Source organism: Mucilaginibacter sp. P1_A3 (assembly GCF_056406855.1).
The window spans coordinates 182,554-202,654 of record NZ_JBFTZJ010000014.1; the positions used below are offsets into that span (position 1 = coordinate 182,554).

The following is a 20,101-nucleotide window of genomic DNA, read 5'->3' on the forward strand; positions in this document are numbered from 1 at the left end:
TCGTAAGTCTTTCGCCGATTTGTCATTTCGTCTTTCAGAGCCTCCGGGTTTCACTCATCGCATTGATGTGTGTTTTTTATAGATTGAGGCTGAATTTCTATTTTACTGCAATAACCGAGATCTCCACATTTACCCCCTTTGGCAATGCAGATACCTGTACCGTTTCGCGGGCCGGGAAGTTAGCGGTAAAATAAGTGCCGTACACTTCATTTACCTGGCCAAAATTACCCAGATCAGTTAAGAATATACTGGTTTTAACAATGTTTCCGAAACCGATGCCGGCCTCAGTTAAAATGGCTTTAATGTTTTCCATTACCAACACAGCTTCATCTTTAATGCCGCTGGTTACCAATTCGCCGGTAGCAGGATTAAGCGGGATCTGGCCCGAAACAAATACAAAATTACCGGCAACAGTTGCCTGGCTGTATGGCCCGATAGGTGCAGGCGCGTTATTGGTGTTTATTATTTCCATCATTTTTTGAGTATGAACACTTGTATCAGCTTATAGATGATGCCAGCTAAAAACATAGTTATGGCAATAGCATTTATAATATGCATAATGCGCAGATTAATGTTTGTTGGCCTGTTGGGATCTTTTTTTCTAAAGAAATACATAATACAAACTTACAATATTTTTCCTTTTTGTCATCCTGAACGATAGTGAAGGATCTACTCTCCACTATGCTTCTTTGCTCTGCATAGTTTGCAAATAGATCCTTCGTCCCTCAGGATGACAAACCTTTTAAATCGTCATCTCTCCTTCAGCGTTTCTCGAAAATTTAACACTCAAAATGACACGACACTTTTATCCTCTACCTCACCGGTTTAGGAAACACCGGCAAGCTCTCATGTCCATCGGCATCTACGGCCTGTACCGCAAAAAAGTAATTATCTTTTGAGTAAGCCAGCGTAGCGGTCGTATCGGCTACGTAAAATTTCCTTTCCCAAAAAGCGCTCGTAGTTTCGCGCATCAATACGTAATAACCGGCTGGCTTTTTGCCGGTAGCCGGCGCTTCCCAGGTGAGTTTGGTTTTATTAGTAAGATCGCTGGTTATGATGCCCACGTTTTGCGGTCGACCGGGTGCTGAGGCAAGGTTGGCTAATACCGACAGATTCATGCGGGCTACTTTTTGCACATAATTAAAATCCACAAAATCGGGCAGATCTCCGTATTCTACTCCATTTTCTGTACGGATGTTCTGGTGCTGTCGGTTAAAGTCCTCATTCATTTCGGTGAACCGTACGGCCGTAAAGCCCTGTTCCAAAAACGGCAGGTGATCGCCACCACGCAGGTAGCGGTCGCGGCGGTAAATGAGTTTCACATCAAGCTGGTCAACATACCGTTCGCCGGTTTCCTTGGCGTAACGGGCCAGCTCGCGCGAGGGGCTATCATTTTCGCCACCTAATGATTTTAATGCAGCCACTTGTTTGTCCGTAGCATTGGTTGGTATCCCATCGCTAAAAACACGAACGCTGCGGTTATCTTTCAAATCTGTTTCCATACCGTGGGTATTGCCTACAATATCATTGTTCAGCATGGCATCTACGTTCCAGTTTTCGGCTTTGGCGCGTTTGGCTACGTTTGTAGATCCATATAACCCCTGTTCCTCGCCTACTACTGTCATAAAAATTATAGTTGCCGGGAACGACCGTTTAGCCATCACCCTTGCCAGTTCCATAGAAAGTGCGGTACCCGATGCATCATCATTTGCCCCAGGCTCCACCCCATTGGCGTCCATTACATCGTTAATCCTTGAATCATAATGTCCCGATACCAGGTATACACGTGTATCGGCCGGGTTGGTACCCTTTAATATGGCCAGTACGTTTTTAAGTTTTACCGGTTTATCAATGCGTGTGCCCTTAGGCTGCGTGAACGTATCAAATTGAACGGTCATTCGTCCGCCCGATTCACTGGCATATTTTTCCATTTCTGCCTTGATCCAGTTACGCGCCGCACCGCTGCCGGCGGTTTTGCTGCTGGTATCGCTCAGCGTATGTCTACTTTTAAAGGTTACCAATTTGCGGATGGTAGTCTCGATGTTTTTGGAGGACACCTCATCAACCATTTGTTTAATTTTTTCATCCTGTTTGATGATGGTTTGGGCTGAGGCTGATGCTGTGATTAAAAGGAGGATTAGGGTGATGTATTTCATTGGGTGGTATTGGATTTTCTGTAGGAACCTTAATTTATAGCATTATTAGATTGATATGATTCTCTTTGTCATTTTTAAAATCCCCTCTTGAGAGGGGCGCTTGGGAAGGTGAAATGGCAGGGGTGTGTTTCTGCGCCTGACAAAACACACCCCTCCGCCCCTCTCAAGAGGGGAATCGCACATGCCCCTCATTTTTTCACCCCCTTTACACTTCCTCTTCTTCCTCGCTCGCCGCGGTTAAAAGCTCATCTGCCTGTTTAAAATTACTTTTTACAAAATGGCACCACTGGCACTCTTTTTTGCCACAACCGGTATTAAAATCATGGGCCATTATCTTTTGATAAGTTTCGGTAATCTGACTGGTCACCAATTCTATATCCTGCGGACTTATCACATATTTCTTCTTAAAGTATTCGCCTTCACTTTCGGGTTCTACAAAATCAAAAATGGTGTCAATTACTTCCCAATCGTTGGTGCGGTCATGGTCTACCAATATTTTGTAAAACACGCCCTGGCGCCAGTAGTCGCCACCCATAGGGGCCTCCGGGGTTGGCGGCAACAGTTTATCTTTGGCATTTTTAACTTTACCGGTTTTATAATCCACAACCGTTACGTTTTTGCCGTCAAACTCCATTTTGTCCAGGTTACCTTTTATGGGCACGCCTTGTATCTCAATGTTTTTGATGGATTTTTCGGTTACGGCTATTTTGTTCCAGGTATCCAAATTTTGCTCATAGTATGGCGGTAATATCTTCCAGCCATAGGCTAACCGGGTTGTATATTCTTTTTTTGTAAATGAATCCCTGTTACGCACCATATACCATTCAAACTCCTTCATGAATTGCTCGGTAGACAGAAACTCATTATCGTTTTCCTTCAGTAATCTGTAAGTTTTATTGAGCGCCCAATGCACCGCCTGCCCAAACGTGGCCGACGGACTTTTTCCCGAAGGCACCCGGATCAAACATTGAAAATAAAAACGCAGCGGACAATCCAGGTAGTTATTTAAATGCGTTACCGATAGGGTATAGCTTTGCAGTAACTGGTTAATATAATTCGTATCCAGCAACTCAACCTTAGGCTTTTCCACCTCACTAAACTGGGTGGCAACAAAATCGATCATTACGTCGGGGGTAACTTTAGGGAATTGTACTTCCAGGTGTGTACTGGCCAATATCTCGCCTACAAATCTGCTGGCTTCCTGAGCCTTCCCCTTTTTATCCTGACCAGCGTAAGAGATCATGAGGCATTGTTTGGCACGGGTAACGGCCACATAAAATAAGCGGCGCGCTTCTTCTATCTGTGCAATATCATCAGATGAGGTACTGGTAAGTGTATCTGGCAAGCTAAAGCCATTATTGCGGCCCTTGCTATCCCAGGTGCGCTTATCGCAGCCGATAAAAAACACATGTTCAAATTCCAATCCCTTGGAGCCGTGGGCGGTTAAAAAATTAACGCCGTTGTCGCTAAAGATCACCTTGTTCAGATCAAGCCTGATACTGTTCTTTTTCATCAGCTCGATGGTGGCCATCAGGTCGGCCAGTTTAATATCGGGGTTCTTACGACTTTCGTCCTTCAAAAAATCAAAAAAACTGGTGAGCATTTGCATGTAGCCTCCTTTATCGGTTTGCTGCATGATGTAACGGAGGATACCCATTTTGGCTATCACATCCTGAAAAAACTGTTGCAGGGTTACATTTACCGCCGATTTTAGTAACTCATCAATATTGTTCATGAGGTACCTCATCTCCATATATTTATCCGGGGCAAACAGATCCGGCTGGGCGGGCGGCCGCAGCTCGCTGATGAAACGACGGATGGATGTTCTTTGCTTATCCCGGTTATTGGCCGAAAAGTTTTCCTGCGATACCGCGATGCTTGCTTTAGCTATTTCAATGGGCTCAATATTAAAGAAATCATAGTGTAATATCTCAAACAGTAACTCATCGCCGCTGTAAGGTGAATCCAGCTCCATCATGAGATAGCTCATAATGTTGATGATCTTTTCGCCAAAGGGCTGGGTTAAGATGTCTATTTTGCGTTTGGTATTTACCGCTATCTTTTTTACCTCCAGGTATTGGATCATTTCCTCCACCTGGCTGTGGTTGCGGTAAATTACCGCTATTTCGCCCGGTTCGGTTCCCTTATCAATCAGGTGTTTTATTTGTGCCGATACATCTACCAACTCCTGGTTGGCATTTTCGTATTCACGGATCACCGGCTCCACCGTCATTTCCGCAAAGCGTGGATGCGATGCACGCAGATCTTTATCCAGCTGAAGCTGGGTGGTTAAACGCTCAAAGTTATTATTGATGAGGGCCTTTGAAATATCGAGAATATGCTGGTTCGACCGATAATTGTGCTTGAGCACCACCGTCTGTAACGTGCTCACATAGTCGGTAGCAAAATCAAGGATGTTTTTCATATTGGCCCCCTGAAATTTGAAGATCGACTGATCATCGTCGCCCACCACAAATACGTTGGGCACATCCCAGTAATTGAGCAAAAAACGCAGCAGCTCGTTTTGCGATCCACTAGTATCCTGAAACTCATCAACCAAAATATATTGGTAACGTTCCTGGTATTTACGCAAAATCTCTTCATTATCGCGGAAAGCCCTCAATACCCAAATGATCATGTCGTCATAATCATACCGGCCACGGGCCTTCATTTTGGTATCGTAGTTCTGGTACTCGCGCACGGCAGCTACCAGCTTGTTCATGAGGTCATGCGCGGCATCAATATCCTTTTGCTTTGGATCGCCTACTTTTATACCGGTTTTGGAGTTGGCTCGCTTGTAAACAAATTCCTCGCGGTTGGGGATATCATCCAGGTATTCCTGCACGGCTGTTTCAATCATTGCAGCGTCCCAGTTCTCGCGTTTCATGGTGCTGAAGAGGTCTTTAAGGCGCTTGGTATCGTAATATACATCACCGGTAAAGCGCTTTAGCAGGTGGTCGTTATCAAACTCATCCACCAGTTCACGAAACAGCATAGCCGATTCCAGATCAGACAATGATTCCAGGTTCAGTTTGCCAAAATACTCCAGGTTCTCCTGGATGATCTCGTTACAAAAAGCATGAAAAGTATAGATGTTGATGCGGTAAGCATCCGGACCAATAAACTCGAACAAGCGCTTGCGCATGGCTACCGCGCCGGCATCGGTATAGGTTAAGCACAGTATTTCATTGGGCAGGGCATCTGTATCGGTTAGGATTTTCCCTATCCGCGCCGCCAGGATCTGTGTTTTACCGGTACCCGGCCCGGCAACTACCAGTACTGGCCCATCCATTTTATTTACTGCAGCCAGCTGCTCGGGGTTTAAACCCGCTAAAGCCGCCTGAAATTTATCGTTGTACTTATTAAAGTTAGATTGCATAATTGTTTAGTAAAGATAGAAAACGATGGGCGGGATGGCAACTTGGGCTCAGGTAATGTTTTTGTGATGAAACAACTTATCATCCATTATTGCGTCATGCCTCGCCATGATATGTTTGCTTTAAGCCGGGCATCAGCTTTGAACGCAGGCTACGACTCACCTGAACATCGCTGCGCTCGTTCACCCTCTCTTCAGCTTCGCTGAAAAGAGGGAATTGGCTAATTTATAAACCAAAAACATTAACAAATATTCAACCCCTCTTTACACCACAGGTGAAGAGAGGGTGGTCCAGCGTAGCGTAGACCGGGTGAGTCTTCACCGCTATGTTGCCAACTACTGCAACCCAATCCCCGTTCCCGTAGGGAAAAACACATTAACGCTTACCGGCAATTTACCCGTTGGTTTTAGATTACCCGTTAACACCTTTGCTGCTGATTTTTGCAGCTCGGGACTCATCTGGTAACATACCATCAATGCGTTGCAGTTTTCAATACCGGGCAGGCCGGCTATAGTGTATGCATTGGCAAATACACTCATTACGGTATTTTTGCGTGCGGCAAGGTCGGCTATCATCAGTTTTACATCGCTGGTATAATCCAGCTTGCTTTGGGGGCGCAGGCGGGTATCATGTATGCCGACTACTACTTGCTGGTATTGGCTTAATAAACCCAGTATATTCTTTAATTCAACTGCCTGCGTATTTTTATCAACCATAAACAATTTACTGTTCGGAAAGCTTTTAGCTACTTCCTGCTGAAAAACGGTGGGCGACGAAACACCAATACTTAAAATAGCTGTTTTTAAAAATGGATTAAGCTTTAGCGTTGATGCATCGCCTTTCAATACCGTTACCGCGGCATCGCTCAATTGCTGCACCAGCGCTTTGGCGGCCACACCGTTAATATCCTCACTTAAATTTGCCGGCGGCACTTCCTGGTAATTATTTAGCCCAACCCAATATTTAGCGGCTAATACCTTTTTCACCCTGGCTTTAAATTCGTCTTTGCTTACTTTACCCTGCCTAACTGCTTTCCTGATCAGCTTAATGGCCCGTTTAGAATCTTCTGATAATTCAATGATGTCGTTACCTGCAATAAAAGCCCTTACATCAGCTTCGCCGTTGGGAAAGTACTTTACTACGCCCTTCATCTCCATTGCATCGGATACTACCAGCCCTTTAAATCTCAATGAATCTTTTAAAACACCGGTAATAATTGGGCGGGATAAGGTAGATGGTAAATGTGTAGTGCTATCCAGCGCCGGGATGCTCATGTGTGCTATCATTACCCCGCTGATACCTGCATTGATCGCCTCGCGGAAAGGATATTCTTCGAGCGAATCTAACCGACCCCGGCTATAGGGCAACAGCGGCAGATCAAAATGCGAATCAACATTGGTATCCCCATGACCGGGGAAATGCTTGGCAGTGGTTAGCAAACCGGCATCCTGCATGCCTTTAAAATAGGCGATTCCTTTTTTGGCTACGTTATACATATTATCACCAAACGACCGGTAATTGATCACCGGGTTATCAGGATTATTGTTCACATCCATATCCGGACCTAAATTTATCTGCGCGCCTATTCGTTTAAAATCATAAGCCACCTGCTGGCCCATTTTGTAAATGAGGTTATTATCCTGTATGGCGCCAAGGGTCATCTGGTATGGGTATGAAATGGTAGAGTCCAAACGCATACCCAGGCCCCACTCACCGTCCATAGCTATCAGTAATGGCACTTTAGCCAGTTTTTGGTAGGTATTGGTGAGGCTTGCCTGCCTGCCCGGACCGCCCTGGAAAAATACAAGGCCGCCAATTTGCTGTTTTTCAATCACCTTGCCTACCGAATCTTCATAAGCGCGGCCTTTATTGGTATGTGCCCTTACAAAAAGCAGCTGGGCTACACGATGTTTTTTGCTCAGTTTTTTATAAACAGAATCCACCCATTGGTTTTGTTTATTTAAACTCTCTATATAGCTTTCCTTTTGCGCAAATGCATCAATACCCATAAAACTAAGGGCAACAATGGAGATAAAGCAATAAATGATTTTCAATTTTGGCATGTCCAAATGTAGTGTAAATGTTGTTTTTGCAGCTTCACGACCGCGTAATTATTACAAAAATTAAATCGCTAATAAACCTTTAGTACAATTTTTACTCTATGAGTATATTAAAACATACTAACGATGAAAAAAATTATCTTTTTTACCCTTTGCTTATTTGCAGCCTACACCGCCAGTGCGCAACGATATTATGGACCACGCCGCAGACCTCCCTACCGCACCGAGCGACATGAAAGACAACGCCACCAGGACGATGATTTTTACCGTGTTAAAGTTGGCTTAACTGCAGGCTTAAATATTGCAAACACTATTGACGCGTATGATTCAAATTTTAGTACAGATGCCATAGCTGCTTTTAATGCGGGGTTAACGCTGGAAATTCCTATTGTTTACCCATTATCGTTTGCACCGGAGATCATGTATTCGGGCAAGGGTTACGCCGCGAACACCCAATATGGCAGGTTTACCCAGCGTACAAATTATATTGATGTGCCATTACTTTTAAAAGTTAAACTTGCGCCAAACTTTAACTTCCTGGTAGGGCCTTCTATAAACTTTTTAACTTCGACAAGTAACAAATACGAAACCGATTTCAATACCGATTATGAACACTTTTATAACAACCGCGGCGACCAAACCAATGTAAGCGGCGTTATAGGCTTAAGTGTTGATGTTGCCAGAAATGTGGAGTTAAGGGCAAGATATAATATTGATTTAACAGCTAACCATCCCGATAACGATTCATACCTACCCGATTACCGCAACCAGGTTTGGCAAATTGGCCTCGGATTTAAGTTTCAGTAAAAACAATTAAAACAGTATGAAAAGAGTCATCAGGGATTGCCGGGTGGCTTTTTTTATGGGACTATTTTTTAAACGGCGACTTGATCCATCGTTTAAACCTACGGCGCAGTGTTTGGTCTTTTTTACGGCCAACTACATTAAACTCGCGACTTAAAGTAATATAATCGGCCTGTTTTTGCGGCACCATGTAAACAGGATGCGTTATTTGGCCAATTTCAACAACAGGAATGTTTGACTCCGCGCTATCGGCATGGGTAGTATGTGTTGCATTTACGCCAAAGCCTATGTTGCTGATCAGGTTATGGTTGGGTATAATGGATAAACTGTTGTTAAAAAAATTTGTGAAAGTTAGCTGATAATCCCACGTATCTATCAAGCCGCCTTTCATCTCCTTAAAAATCTCCTCCCATGCATCAACTATTAACGGCTCGTCAAAAATATTTGATAATACGCTACGCACATCATTTTCATCATATCGCGAAAGGTTTTTATCATACTCTTTCCAAACGCGTCGCCAGCCGGCCCATCCCCAAACATGTGTCATATTTGAATAATAATAGCTGGCATCGCCCCATATTTTACCCCCCTGCAGATTACTGCCACCTATATGCCTTATACGTGTATCAAAGCGATACTTTTCAAGCAGTTCGTCACAATATTTAAAAAAGGTATCTGCCGGCAGGCAATCATCTTCCAGGATAATTCCTTCATCCTCATGCGAAAAAAACCAATCTAGCGCAGATGATACGCCATTTTTACAGCCTGCATTAACATCCTTAAAGAGCGTTTGCACCTGGCAGTCCCAATCTATTTCGCTTACAATGGCCCTGGCCTGTTTACATAACTCAGCCTCGTTGGGCTTTGTTACCCGTGGTCCATCGGCAGCTATATAAAGGCGAGGCGGCTTCGCCTTCCGTATCTGGCTAAAAACCCTTTTGGTGGTATCGGGCCGGTTAAATATGATAAATAATACCGCCGATTTTGTTGAACTATTAGCAATAGCTGTTTCCATACTGCAAATATTGGTATAAAACTTTAGCTCTTGCTTATTTTGATTTAAATACGCTAATAGGTAAGGCTAAACAACCAAACCGTTATGCAGTAAATATTCTCTCGGAGTTTGCACCCTGGTAGGCTGTTATACCCAGTCTGTCAATTTCAATATGCTTGTCCATTACCATTAAATAGTTTTTTATATCCCATTCAATAGGCGTGTCATTAACAAGTGAAAAATCTATACTATTAATGGTATCCAAAAACAGCCGTTTTTTTAAGCAATAAAAAAAAGTATGATAGCCGTTCCCCTCAAAAACATCATCATCGTTTTTAAAGATACTGTCGAATTTATGCTGAAGCTCTATTACCTTCTCAAAAAAATAACTGTCGTCAATTATATATTTACCTGAAAGTTTAATGATAGGTTCCGAATCTTTTAATGTTGATTCCTCAAGAAAAACCCTCAAGTGATTTAACTCATTTAGTCCCTTATTAGGGTACCGATTTCCCTCTGTGCTGTAAACAGTATTGTATTGATCGAGATATTCTTCTTTTTCAGATACACATTCCAATACAGTGTAAGAACTGAAAAGATGCGAGTATTTTAAACAGGTTTCAATGGAGTCGACATATTGCTGCTTCCTGCGCTCATATTGTTCAGGAATATTGGCAGTAGTAATTATTACATGGCTCATGCAAACAACAATCAATTAATGTTTTATAAATAGATGTAAACTGTAATAGCAGCATATTATAATAACTCTTACTTGCTTGTATTATTTTCCCCGCTATCGTTAAACGCCTGCATTTCTATCAATCTTTTGTAAATACCGTTCTTTAGCAGCAACCCCTGGTGCGAGCCCTGCTCAGCGACACAGCCATTTTCAAGCACGATGATCAAATCGGCATTTTGAATAGTACTTAAACGATGGGCAATGATCAGCGAGGTGCGGTTTTTCATTAAATTGTTTAACGCGTCTTGCACCAGTTTTTCAGATTCAGTATCCAGGGCCGATGTAGCTTCATCAAGTAACATAATAGGCGGATTGCTCAATACGGCCCTTGCAATGCAGATGCGCTGCCTTTGTCCACCAGATAGTTTTGAGCCACGATCACCTGTATTAGTTTGGTAACCGTTATCGGTTTCAATAATAAAGTTGTGTGCATTAGCTATTTTAGCTGCCGCCTCTACCTGTTCCTGTGTTACATCAGGTTTGCCAAAAGCTATATTATTAAATATGGTGTCATTAAACAGGATAGACTCCTGGTTAACAAAGCCCATCAGCGCACGCAAAGATGTTGTTTTTAGTTCCTTAATTTCATGATCATCTATCATGATACGACCACTTTGAGGTTCAATAAAACGGGGGATCATGTCCATAAGTGTTGATTTACCACCGCCTGATGGGCCTACCAGTGCTATTGTTTTGCCTTTGGGTAAAGTAAGATTGATGTTTTTTAACACATCTTTTTCCTTATACGCAAAAGAAACGTTTTCAAACCTGATAGCATCTTTAAAGTCATCAACAGCAATTGCATCCGGGGCATCTACAATCATTGGCTTCTCGTCTATAAGCGCTAATATGCGTTCGCCGGCAACAAGTCCCGAATGGATGTTGCTGAACGAATCGCCGATGGCTTTGGCCGGCCGCATTAATTGCGAGAACAAGGCTATGTAAGCAATAAAATCGCCGGGACTAAGTGCTGATGTATTATTAAAAATAAGATATCCTCCATAAAGCACCACAAATGAGATCATGGTTACCGATAATGTTTCGGAAACCGGCGAGGCAAGTTGCTGGCGCTTTGACATCGCCCTGGTTATCTTTGAATATTTTACATTTTCATCATCGAACCGCTTGATGCTAAAATCGGTAGCGTTAAATGCTTTGATAATTTTAATGCCGGATAAGGCCTCATCAAGTTGGCTTATCATATTGGCATATGAATTTTGTGCTTCAATAGCCTGTGAACGTAGCTTTTTTACAATACGGGAAATTAACAAGCCAGCCACCGGCAATATAAGCAGCGAAATAAGGGTAAGCTTTGCCGATATCATAAACAGCCATACCAGGTAACCAATTAACAAAAGGGGTTCTTTAAAAACCACCTGCAGGGTCCCCGTTACAGAAAACTGCACAGTTTGAACTTCAGATGCTATTTTAGACATGATATCGCCTTTACGCTCATTGCTAAAATACCCCATATGCAAACTCATTACGTTATCAAATACAGCTTTACGAATACGAAGCAAGGTATGTATGCGCAGGCTTTCCATAATGCGCTGAGACAGGTATCTAAATATGTTACCTAAAAATACGGCCACCACTATTACACCGCATACAAATTTCAATGCAAACCATTTTCCATAATCATTAATAAAATGGGCGGTATAATATTTAAACCACCCGGTTATATCAAAGGTGGATATATCTTTAGCCGCTTTAACGGCGGCTAAAGGATCGGTTTTGCTATTCCCCAGAAACAACGTATTAAGCAAAGGCCCCAGCAATCCCAATACCGACGTACTAAAAAGTACATATAGTAGCGTAAAAAATATATATGGGATAGCAAATTTCTCTATCGGTTTGGCAAATGAGAGCAGCCTGAAATAAATTTTCATTTAAAGTATTTATAAAAATGTGAAATTATACAAAATAAGGCATACTTAGCTTTAAAGGTGCATAATGATTAATGTCTGCTACTGCAACCGCCGGCAGTTATATAACAGATTTATATATGTTTAACGTATTATTAACGCAGTTTTTTTGCGTAAAAAGCTGCAGCCTTTGCTGCCCGTTTTTAACAAGCTCCTGCCTTAAATCATTATTATATAAAACGTTGGTTACCGCGCCGGCTATGGCGGCTTTATCGAGCGGATCGAAGTATTCGGCTGCATTGCCGGCAACTTCGGGCAAGCTGGTTGTATTGCTGCATGCTACCGGGCAATTATTGGCAAAGGCCTCCAGCAGTGGCAAACCAAAGCCTTCCTGTAATGATGGAAATACAAATAGTTGGGCCTGTTGATATATTTGCTGTAACTCCGCCTCGGTAGCGGTTAGCTGCCTGCATTTATCTGCAATTCCAAGCTTAGTTAGCAAATCACGGTCGGTTTGGTTAAAGCTACCGCCCCCAACGCATAACAGGTTCAAATCATTACCATTTTGTAAAACAGGAGTTATTGCCTCTGCAAAAAGGGCAAAATTTTTATAATAAGCTCTATCGCCAACGTACAATATATAATTGCCCGGAAGCGATAAACTGGCTGGCGGTAAAACGTTCTGGTTGTACCCATGATGCACTACGCTTATTTTAGCATTCGTCCCCGGAAAAAATTTCACTATATCGCTTTTAGTATGTTGTGATATGGTAATTATAGCGTCGGCGTTTTCAATCATCTGCCTTTTACGTGCAATAATAATATCCGCATCAGGAAAAAAAGCAGGGAACTGCTCATGGATCATGTCATGAACGGTTATCACAAAGGGCTTTTTAAGGTTTGTTAAAAGATCTGTATCGTAGTAAGTGGGATGAAAAACATCAAAGTTATTTGCCTTTATCAGCAAATTGGAGTACCGCTTGTTCCACCTATAGGTACGGCCGTTATGGCCTTTAAAAAAAGCTTTCCCTACTGCATTGTTTAAAGGAAGGGCTAAGTTTTTAATATATTCATTTTCGGAATACAAGGCTCCTATTGTGCATTTTGTGCCGGAAATTTCATTGAAGCCCCGGTTCAAATTTGCAAAATACCGGGTGATGCCGCCGTATTTTTGAGAGGAAAAGTATTGATGATCAAATAATATTTTCAACAGTTTTTATTTAGATGTTTTTATTTTGAACCATTGTTCTATTTTTAGCCGATTAAAACCTTGTTGCAAATTTAAGTAATAGTATGATGCTAAACGCGAAAGAAGAAGTTATAGCTGCAAACAGCAAGCTTATATCGGTTATCGTTGTTACCTACAACGCGGCTAAAACATTGCAAACCTGCCTTAACAGCATCTTCGCGCAAACCTACCCTGCTATTGAACTAATTATTGTTGACGGCAATAGTACCGATGGCACTAAGGAAATTTTAGAAGCCAACAACAGCCGTATCAATTACTGGATAAGCGAACCTGATAAGGGCATCTACGACGCCATGACCAAAGCACTAAAAAAAGCTACAGGCCAATGGATCTATTTTTTAGGCGCTGATGATGAATTACTGCCCGATTTTTCAACCATGGTTGGCGCGCTATCATCACCTAACAGGGTTTATTATGCCAGTGTGCTTACCCGGCAACTTAAACCATTAGGCAAGGTATCTGATTATTACCTGGCCAAGCTGGGCATAATTCAACAATCAATAATTTACCCCAAACTTGCTTTTGAAAAATATAGCTATAATTTAAAATACAAATCATCGGCCGATTTTGCTTTTAACATGACTTGTTTTGGTGATAAAGACCTGGAGTTTTATTACCTTGATTATGTAATAGCAAAGTTTGCAGATGGAGGCATGTCAAGCCACTATAAAGATGTAGTTTTTGAAAAAGACAAACCTTTTCTTATTCTCAAAAACTTTGGCCCTAAGCTATGGTTCCGCTTTATGTTCAGGAAATTAAAAGGCAAAGCCCGGTCAATTGCCGGCTAAAACATCGTGGTACAATTGTAAATATTGCTGTGCTGTTGTATCCCAGTTATATTGGGCAGCATGCGCCATTACTTTTGTCGATGTATCCTGTTCATAGAAATGGCGTAAACCAATACTTAAAACCTGTTGCATCGCTTCCGGCTCAAAACTTTCAAAATAATAGGCTGCATCACCTGCAATTTCTGGCAGCGATGTACGGGCCGACACAAAAACAGGCTTACCAAAGTGCATGGCCTCAATCACCGGCAAACCAAAACCCTCGGCAATGGACGGAAATACAAAGGCTTCGCAATTTTTATAATACCATGCCTTATCATCGTCAGATACCGGTCCAAGTATTTTTACTCTATCGGCAACGCCGTGTTTTTTTGCCTCTGCTTTTATCTGATCAACATATGGAGTAATAATGCCGGCTATTATCAGCTCATGATCATTACCTACCAATAGCGCGGGCAGTACGTGAAAATTCTTTTTGGCCGATATAATACCTATAGCAAACAGAAACTTTTTTTGCGGTAGATATTTAGGCTGATGCCCATGCTTTAATTCCAATTTCTCGGCACCGTTATAAATAACGCTAATCCTATTAGCAATATCAGGGAAATAGTTGAGTATATCATTGGCAGCAAATTGTGATATAGCGACTATCCGTTCGCACTTGTAAATCCGCTCGCCCAACTTTTTAAGATATGTATTTAATTTTTCTGCGCTCACGTTTTCATGTACCTGGTTGATATCATGAATGGTGAGGATCTTTTTTTCGCCCCAAACCTTCTTTGGCTTTAGCCTCGACATTTGGTCTGTAAAATGGAAAAGTTTTATTTTTTTATAGTTGACAAAAAAGAATTTGTGATACTTTTTAAGGTACATTTTATCCACTGCCTCATTATCAAACTCTTTGGTATTGTGATGTAAAAAGAAATTTAACTTAAACCGAGGATCGTCGGCCTTTATCAATGCATGCCCCAAACTTTTACCAAAATGATATAATCCCGTATTGGGATAACGCATGGAATCCAGTGTTATTAAAATATTGGTTTCATTCATCTGTACAATAATAGGTAGCGTGTTGTGCTGTTTTATAAAAATTTACGGCTGATGTTTTAATACATGTACTGGCTAATACCGGTACAAAAGCCATACCTGTTTTAGCAGTCACCATACAGCCAAGTGTCATCAATTATAGGCCCTGTCGTAATTATGCGTAGGGCAAAATTACATTTTACAGTTTGCTCCATTTTTTTGCATGCCGTTATGCTAACGTCAACTATCAGTTATGATCATTGTTTTGCAAAACGCGGTTACCAAACGCAAAAGTTTTTTGTCTAACAAAAGCATCTTTTAGGCCCTATACGCATATCAATGGCTATCTGCTACAGTTAGTTTACCTGCATTAAAATTGCAACAGCTTACATGCCGAAAAACTGCATATTATTATTTTTGCAGGCGGGCCACACAATACTACTGCAGAAACCCTCAATACGATATAAGGGAAGGTATTTTTTTTTTGCAATAACACAGATACACAAGTATTTTGATTTTGTATCTGTGCAAAATTACTTATAGCAGAACAGCGCTGGCCTGCCTCCCTTTAAACTTTAAATGCGGTATGCCTGGCAACAGCCCGGCTTGTTATTTATTTTTGCCAGGTGGCTATTTTTTCGGCCACTATATCAACCGTAATCTGGCTTATGGTAGCTGTATTACTTTCCAGGTATCCCGCCTTAACACCCAATGGTGCCCAACGCCCCGGATGGATCGGCCTTACCGATGGAAATAAACCCAATGTATTAATACCACCCATAGCCGCCAGGTGCAAAGGACCGGTTCCCGATGCTATCAATCCATCGGCATGGCTTATAAAAGTTATCAATTGCGGCAAGGTCATTTTACCTGTCATATCTGTTACAGTTGCCGGCAGCGTTTTAATCCAATCGGCCAGTAACAGTTTTTCTTTGTCTGATCCTGTTATAATAATATTGTATTTATCGGCAGACAAAGCATGAATGAGCTCTTCAAAATTATTAAGTCCCCACTCCATACCACTGCCATGGGATTTTGGGTGGATGATAAGATTAAATTTATCAACAGGAAGTTTTTTTGCCAATTCATCAGGAAGCAACGTTTTGCTTTCAAAACTAATATGACTGACAATATCCTGTAGCGATGGCACCAATTTTAGCCCCAACACTTTTAATAATATAAGATTAAGCTGAGCTTCATGCAGATCGGATTTTTTACGACTTAGTTTTACCAGTTTATTACAGGTAAACCAATGAAAAACCCGGTTAGTGGTACCAATTCTTAATTTTATCCCGGCTGCCTTTGCTATTTGGGCAACATGTTTATTAGGGAAAACGTGGATAATAGCATCAATTTTTTTTCTTTTTAAATAAAGAGCCTGCTCATTTTGCGGCAACTTCTTTATCTCATCGTAATTGATAAAAATATCTACGGCAGTACAGGTGTTTATAACCGGTTGGGTATATGTACGGCCCAAAAATGAAACAACGGCTCCCGGAATTAGCTCTTTTATGTAGGCTGCCATGGGCAGGGTAAGCACCACATCACCAATGGCATCAGTCCGGCTGATTAATATATGCTGTATTTTTGTTTGTTCGGATTGGGGCATTGTGCTTATGATTGCATATTTACAGGCAAATTAACCGCTGTACAACTGCAATAATAAAGATTAAATTGCCTTATGTAATGATAATTTTCGTCATTTGCAGTTACAAACATAAATGTGGCAACTGTTTTTACCCAACCGGCAATGATTAATTACAGCGACTTTAAGCAGGTGGCGCGAGCCCTAACCATTGTTGAAAATGACCTGGCCGAAAGTAACGCACTGTTAAAGAGCCTTACATTTAATAAACCCACCCCTATTATTGGTATTACCGGCCCGCCTGGGGCCGGCAAAAGCACCCTTGTTAACGCGTTGATAGATGTGCTTTTAAAGGATGGCAGCAAAATAGCTGTACTGGCTATTGACCCAACCTCGCCATTTAACTTTGGATCATTGCTTGGCGACAGGATCAGGATGGCATCCCATTTTAACCATCCCGATGTTTTTATACGTTCGTTGGCTACCCGGGGCTCATTAGGCGGCCTATCTGCCAAAACCATCGAAATGGCCGATGTATTACGGGCAGCCGGCTTTGATTATGTATTGATTGAAACGGTTGGTGTTGGCCAATCAGAAATTGAGATAACAGGCTTGGCTGATATTACCCTGGTAGTACTGGTACCCGAAGCAGGTGATGAGATCCAGCATATTAAATCGGGCCTTATGGAAATTGCCGACGCGTTTATTATTAATAAAGCCGACAGAGCTGACGCTGACATTTTTGCAAACAACTTAAAAAAAATATTAACTCAAAAGAAACATGAGCAACCCCCTGTTTTCAAAACCATCGCATCACAAGCAAATGGGATTAAGGAGGTTGCGGATTTCATCAAGGCATCAAGAAACTTTAAAAACAAGCGTCGCGAAATATTACTGGCAGAAAAAGCGTACAAACTAATCCAGCATAAATTAACCCAACACATTGATAAAAAAAAGCTTCAGCAAGATGTTGCTGAAGCTTCGGGAAGAGGAAATTTTAACCTGTACAGTTTTGTGGACACCTACATAAGGTAGCTTATTATTACAAAAAAGCTCTATTCATCAATCAACTGTTCATTATCTCCTCTAAATGGTCGGCCTCAATGGGTATGTCTACCATCAAATCGCGGTTGCCATCTTTGGTAATTAAAATATTGTTTTCTATTCTTATACCAAGGCCTTCTTCCTGGATATAAATACCTGGTTCGCAGGTTAGTATATTTCCAACCTCAAAACCTTTATACCTGTTTGCAAAATCATGCACATCCAACCCTAAATGGTGTGATGTACCGTGCATAAAATACTTTTTATATAAAGGCGCATTAGCATCCTGCTTAGCAACATCATGCTTATCAAGCAATTTAAGCCCTATCAGTTCGCTTGTCATTATCTTTCCTACTTCGTCATGGTAATCGTTCAAAATGGTGCCGGCCACTATCATTTTGGTTGCCTCACGCATAACACGCAAAACCGAGTCATAAACGGCACGCTGACGTTTGGTAAACCTACCATTTACCGGTACAGATCTGCTCATATCTGCATTATAATTAGCGTATTGAGCTCCAAAATCAAAAAGAATAACATCGCCATCATTGCACACCTGGTTATTATCAATATAATGAAGTACCACAGCATTTTTACCTGATGCAATTATAGGATGATAAGCGTGCCCTGTAGCCCGCTGCCTTAAAAATTCATGCGTTATTTCGGCCTCTATTTCATATTCAGCAACGCCCGGTTTTATAAATTTCAACACCCGCTTAAATGCATCGTTGGTGATATCACAGGCCTTTTGGGTAAGCTCAACTTCAATATCAGATTTCAGAACCCTTAAATCCCTTAAAATCAACGCCGATCGTTCATATTTGTGTAAAGGATATTTCTGCCTTAATGCCTCATACATCCTCAGATCACGGTAAGGCACAGTATGTGCATAACGATCATTTTCATTGGTATTGATGTAAATATGCTCGGCATAATTTATGATACTATGTAAAATCGTATCATATTCATGGAGCCAATAGACACTCTCGATGCCCGATGCAAGCCTTGCTTCCTCTTTGGTATACTTGTGTCCTTCCCAAGTAGCAATGTGTTCATTGGTTTGTCTTAAAAAAAGTACTTCTTTGTATGCTTTATTAGGACAATCCGGATATAAAATAAGTATACTTTGCTCCTGATCTATGCCAGTAAGGTAAAAAAAATCCGGATTTTGCTTAAAGGAAAAGGTCTGGTCTCCGCTCACAGGATACTCGTCATTTGCATGAAAAATGGCAATCGAACCCTTTTTTGTTCTCGAAACGAAATTTTTTCTATTATTTGTAAACAAAGTGTTTTGAATCGCAGAATATTTCATATTTAATAATTGATTATTTTAATAAATCATTTTTTTTTCCTTATTTGTGTAACTATTACAATTTTTGGAACAATGTTTGGTCATCGTTTCAAACATAATTACTAAATTTGAAAAAAATCACAATTAAAATCGTTTAATCTTAAAAACTATGAATTATTCTACATTAAAGAAAACAGTCGCATTGTCATTTGCTTCTTTGATGGTTGTAGGTATGGCTAATGCTCAAACCGATTCCACCAAAACAGCAACTACAACTTCGTCTGAAACATCTACTGCCAAGGTATTTGGTGGTATTGGTCAGTACAACACCTTTAGTATCGGCGTTAACGTTGGTATTACAGACGGACTTGTTCCATTTACTATTAACACTACAAACAAATTCAAAGTTGATTTGGGTTATGGTGTTACTTTAAGGCAACAACTATCTCACACCTTTAGCTTACAATTAGACTACTTAGGTGGTAAAGTTCACGGTATTGATAAAGCAGGAACTGAGAAATTTGGTATCACCGAGTATAAAACTTCTTTCAATTCAGGAGCTATCAGTGGTGTATTCAACATTGCAAGTGTTAGCTTTTTACACCGCAAAAACAGCGTTAACTTTTATACATCTGCCGGTTTAGGTTTAGATATGTATAAAATTAAGAGCAATACATCTGCAGGAGGTACTGTAAATACTTTACCATTCGGTGATAAAAACGTGAAAGAATTATTTGCTCCTGTAGGTGCAGGTGTTAAATTCAGATTATCTGATGCGTTAGCTTTAAACTTAGGTTACACTGTTAGCTTTGTACAGGGTTATAACTTCTCTGGTGCTCACACTTATCCTACTTTTAGCCACTACTCTTATACTTACGGTGGTTTAGAGTACACTTTTGGTCCTAAATCAAAACAAAACTTAGAGTGGGTAAACCCAGTTGCTCAAATGTATGATGAATTGTACGATGCAGCTTTACGCCAGGAAGTTGAAGCTTTAAAAGGCCGTGTTACCAACGTAGAAACTGCGGTTAACGACCTGAAAAAAGATTCAGACGGTGACGGTGTTGCTGATCAGTTTGACAAATGCCCAGGTACTGCTGCTGGTAGCGTTGTTGATGGTTCTGGT

Annotated in this window: 16 protein-coding genes; 4 read left to right on the forward strand and 12 right to left on the reverse strand. The window is 41.2% G+C overall.

Annotated elements, in window-relative coordinates:
• Positions 1-97: 97 nt before the first annotated feature.
• The 5 genes from AC1D0K_RS26735 to AC1D0K_RS26755 all read right to left on the reverse strand — a co-directional run bounded on the left by AC1D0K_RS26735 (position 98) and on the right by AC1D0K_RS26755 (position 7,596).
• Entirely contained in the window at positions 98-475 is a 378-nt protein-coding gene (locus AC1D0K_RS26735; RefSeq protein ID WP_295712866.1) for a RidA family protein, read from the reverse strand.
• Entirely contained in the window at positions 472-615 is a 144-nt protein-coding gene (locus AC1D0K_RS26740) for a DUF6728 family protein (protein ID WP_366086741.1), read from the reverse strand. The genes AC1D0K_RS26735 and AC1D0K_RS26740 overlap by 4 nt, the downstream gene beginning before the upstream one ends.
• A gap of 197 nt (positions 616-812) precedes the next feature.
• Positions 813-2,156, reverse strand: a complete 1,344-nt coding sequence (locus AC1D0K_RS26745) for a M28 family peptidase (RefSeq protein WP_477391655.1) — start codon at positions 2,154-2,156, stop codon at positions 813-815.
• Between the two features lie 205 nt (positions 2,157-2,361).
• Positions 2,362-5,535 (reverse strand): ATP-dependent DNA helicase, encoded by a 3,174-nt coding sequence (locus AC1D0K_RS26750; RefSeq protein WP_477391654.1) that lies wholly within the window; start codon positions 5,533-5,535, stop codon positions 2,362-2,364.
• Positions 5,536-5,868: 333 nt separating this feature from the next.
• Positions 5,869-7,596: a glycoside hydrolase family 3 protein gene (locus AC1D0K_RS26755; protein WP_477391653.1), complete on the reverse strand. Its 1,728-nt coding sequence runs from the start codon at positions 7,594-7,596 to the stop codon at positions 5,869-5,871.
• A gap of 123 nt (positions 7,597-7,719) precedes the next feature.
• On the opposite strand from AC1D0K_RS26755, the gene AC1D0K_RS26760 reads away from it, so the two are divergent.
• On the forward strand, positions 7,720-8,400 hold the full coding sequence (locus tag AC1D0K_RS26760) for a porin family protein (protein ID WP_295712884.1): 681 nt from the start codon (positions 7,720-7,722) through the stop codon (positions 8,398-8,400).
• A 61-nt stretch (positions 8,401-8,461) separates the two neighbouring features.
• Here AC1D0K_RS26760 and AC1D0K_RS26765 read toward each other — a convergent pair whose 3' ends face one another.
• From AC1D0K_RS26765 to AC1D0K_RS26780, 4 genes are all read right to left on the reverse strand, one after another.
• The gene (locus AC1D0K_RS26765) at positions 8,462-9,412 is read right to left on the reverse strand and encodes a nucleotide-diphospho-sugar transferase (RefSeq protein WP_477391652.1); all 951 of its coding nucleotides are present in this window, start codon (positions 9,410-9,412) and stop codon (positions 8,462-8,464) included.
• An 82-nt stretch (positions 9,413-9,494) separates the two neighbouring features.
• On the reverse strand, positions 9,495-10,091 hold the full coding sequence (locus tag AC1D0K_RS26770) for a hypothetical protein (RefSeq protein ID WP_477391651.1): 597 nt from the start codon (positions 10,089-10,091) through the stop codon (positions 9,495-9,497).
• Between the two features lie 68 nt (positions 10,092-10,159).
• Positions 10,160-12,019, reverse strand: coding sequence for an ABC transporter ATP-binding protein (locus tag AC1D0K_RS26775; protein ID WP_477391650.1), 1,860 nt, complete (start codon positions 12,017-12,019; stop codon positions 10,160-10,162).
• Between the two features lie 97 nt (positions 12,020-12,116).
• Entirely contained in the window at positions 12,117-13,205 is a 1,089-nt protein-coding gene (locus AC1D0K_RS26780) for a glycosyltransferase family 4 protein (protein WP_477391649.1), read from the reverse strand.
• 83 nt (positions 13,206-13,288) lie between these two features.
• On the opposite strand from AC1D0K_RS26780, the gene AC1D0K_RS26785 reads away from it, so the two are divergent.
• Positions 13,289-14,032, forward strand: coding sequence for a glycosyltransferase family 2 protein (locus tag AC1D0K_RS26785; RefSeq protein ID WP_477391648.1), 744 nt, complete (start codon positions 13,289-13,291; stop codon positions 14,030-14,032).
• On the opposite strand, the gene AC1D0K_RS26790 is transcribed toward AC1D0K_RS26785, so the two are convergent.
• Both AC1D0K_RS26790 and AC1D0K_RS26795 read right to left on the reverse strand, forming a co-directional pair.
• On the reverse strand, positions 14,018-15,079 hold the full coding sequence (locus tag AC1D0K_RS26790; protein WP_477391647.1) for a glycosyltransferase family 4 protein: 1,062 nt from the start codon (positions 15,077-15,079) through the stop codon (positions 14,018-14,020). The genes AC1D0K_RS26785 and AC1D0K_RS26790 overlap by 15 nt on opposite strands.
• Positions 15,080-15,668: 589 nt before the next feature.
• Complete coding sequence (locus tag AC1D0K_RS26795; protein WP_477391646.1) at positions 15,669-16,664, reverse strand: glycosyltransferase family 9 protein; 996 nt, start codon at positions 16,662-16,664, stop codon at positions 15,669-15,671.
• A 114-nt stretch (positions 16,665-16,778) separates the two neighbouring features.
• On the opposite strand from AC1D0K_RS26795, the gene meaB reads away from it, so the two are divergent.
• A complete protein-coding gene (meaB, locus tag AC1D0K_RS26800; protein WP_477442158.1) occupies positions 16,779-17,675 on the forward strand; it encodes a methylmalonyl Co-A mutase-associated GTPase MeaB in 897 nt (298 codons plus the stop codon).
• Between the two features lie 31 nt (positions 17,676-17,706).
• Here the strand turns inward: meaB and AC1D0K_RS26805 are convergent, their stop codons facing one another.
• Complete coding sequence (locus AC1D0K_RS26805; protein WP_477391644.1) at positions 17,707-18,996, reverse strand: aminopeptidase P family protein; 1,290 nt, start codon at positions 18,994-18,996, stop codon at positions 17,707-17,709.
• Between the two features lie 148 nt (positions 18,997-19,144).
• On the opposite strand from AC1D0K_RS26805, the gene AC1D0K_RS26810 reads away from it, so the two are divergent.
• On the forward strand, positions 19,145-20,101 hold a 957-nt coding region (locus AC1D0K_RS26810), incomplete at its 3' end, for an OmpA family protein (protein ID WP_477463121.1).

Bases quoted from the DNA above. Each gene is read 5' to 3' on its own strand.
- AC1D0K_RS26745 (WP_477391655.1), bottom strand. From the start codon at position 2,156: ATGAAATACATCACCCTAATCCTCCTTTTAATCACAGCATCAGCCTCA.
- AC1D0K_RS26765 (WP_477391652.1), bottom strand. From the start codon at position 9,412: ATGGAAACAGCTATTGCTAATAGTTCAACAAAATCGGCGGTATTATTT.
- AC1D0K_RS26750 (WP_477391654.1), bottom strand. From the start codon at position 5,535: ATGCAATCTAACTTTAATAAGTACAACGATAAATTTCAGGCGGCTTTA.
- AC1D0K_RS26775 (WP_477391650.1), bottom strand. From the start codon at position 12,019: ATGAAAATTTATTTCAGGCTGCTCTCATTTGCCAAACCGATAGAGAAA.
- AC1D0K_RS26790 (WP_477391647.1), bottom strand. From the start codon at position 15,079: ATGAATGAAACCAATATTTTAATAACACTGGATTCCATGCGTTATCCC.
- AC1D0K_RS26755 (WP_477391653.1), bottom strand. From the start codon at position 7,596: ATGCCAAAATTGAAAATCATTTATTGCTTTATCTCCATTGTTGCCCTT.
- AC1D0K_RS26795 (WP_477391646.1), bottom strand. From the start codon at position 16,664: ATGCCCCAATCCGAACAAACAAAAATACAGCATATATTAATCAGCCGG.
- AC1D0K_RS26770 (WP_477391651.1), bottom strand. From the start codon at position 10,091: ATGAGCCATGTAATAATTACTACTGCCAATATTCCTGAACAATATGAG.
- AC1D0K_RS26785 (WP_477391648.1), top strand. From the start codon at position 13,289: ATGATGCTAAACGCGAAAGAAGAAGTTATAGCTGCAAACAGCAAGCTT.
- AC1D0K_RS26735 (WP_295712866.1), bottom strand. From the start codon at position 475: ATGATGGAAATAATAAACACCAATAACGCGCCTGCACCTATCGGGCCA.
- AC1D0K_RS26805 (WP_477391644.1), bottom strand. From the start codon at position 18,996: ATGAAATATTCTGCGATTCAAAACACTTTGTTTACAAATAATAGAAAA.
- AC1D0K_RS26740 (WP_366086741.1), bottom strand. From the start codon at position 615: ATGTATTTCTTTAGAAAAAAAGATCCCAACAGGCCAACAAACATTAAT.
- AC1D0K_RS26760 (WP_295712884.1), top strand. From the start codon at position 7,720: ATGAAAAAAATTATCTTTTTTACCCTTTGCTTATTTGCAGCCTACACC.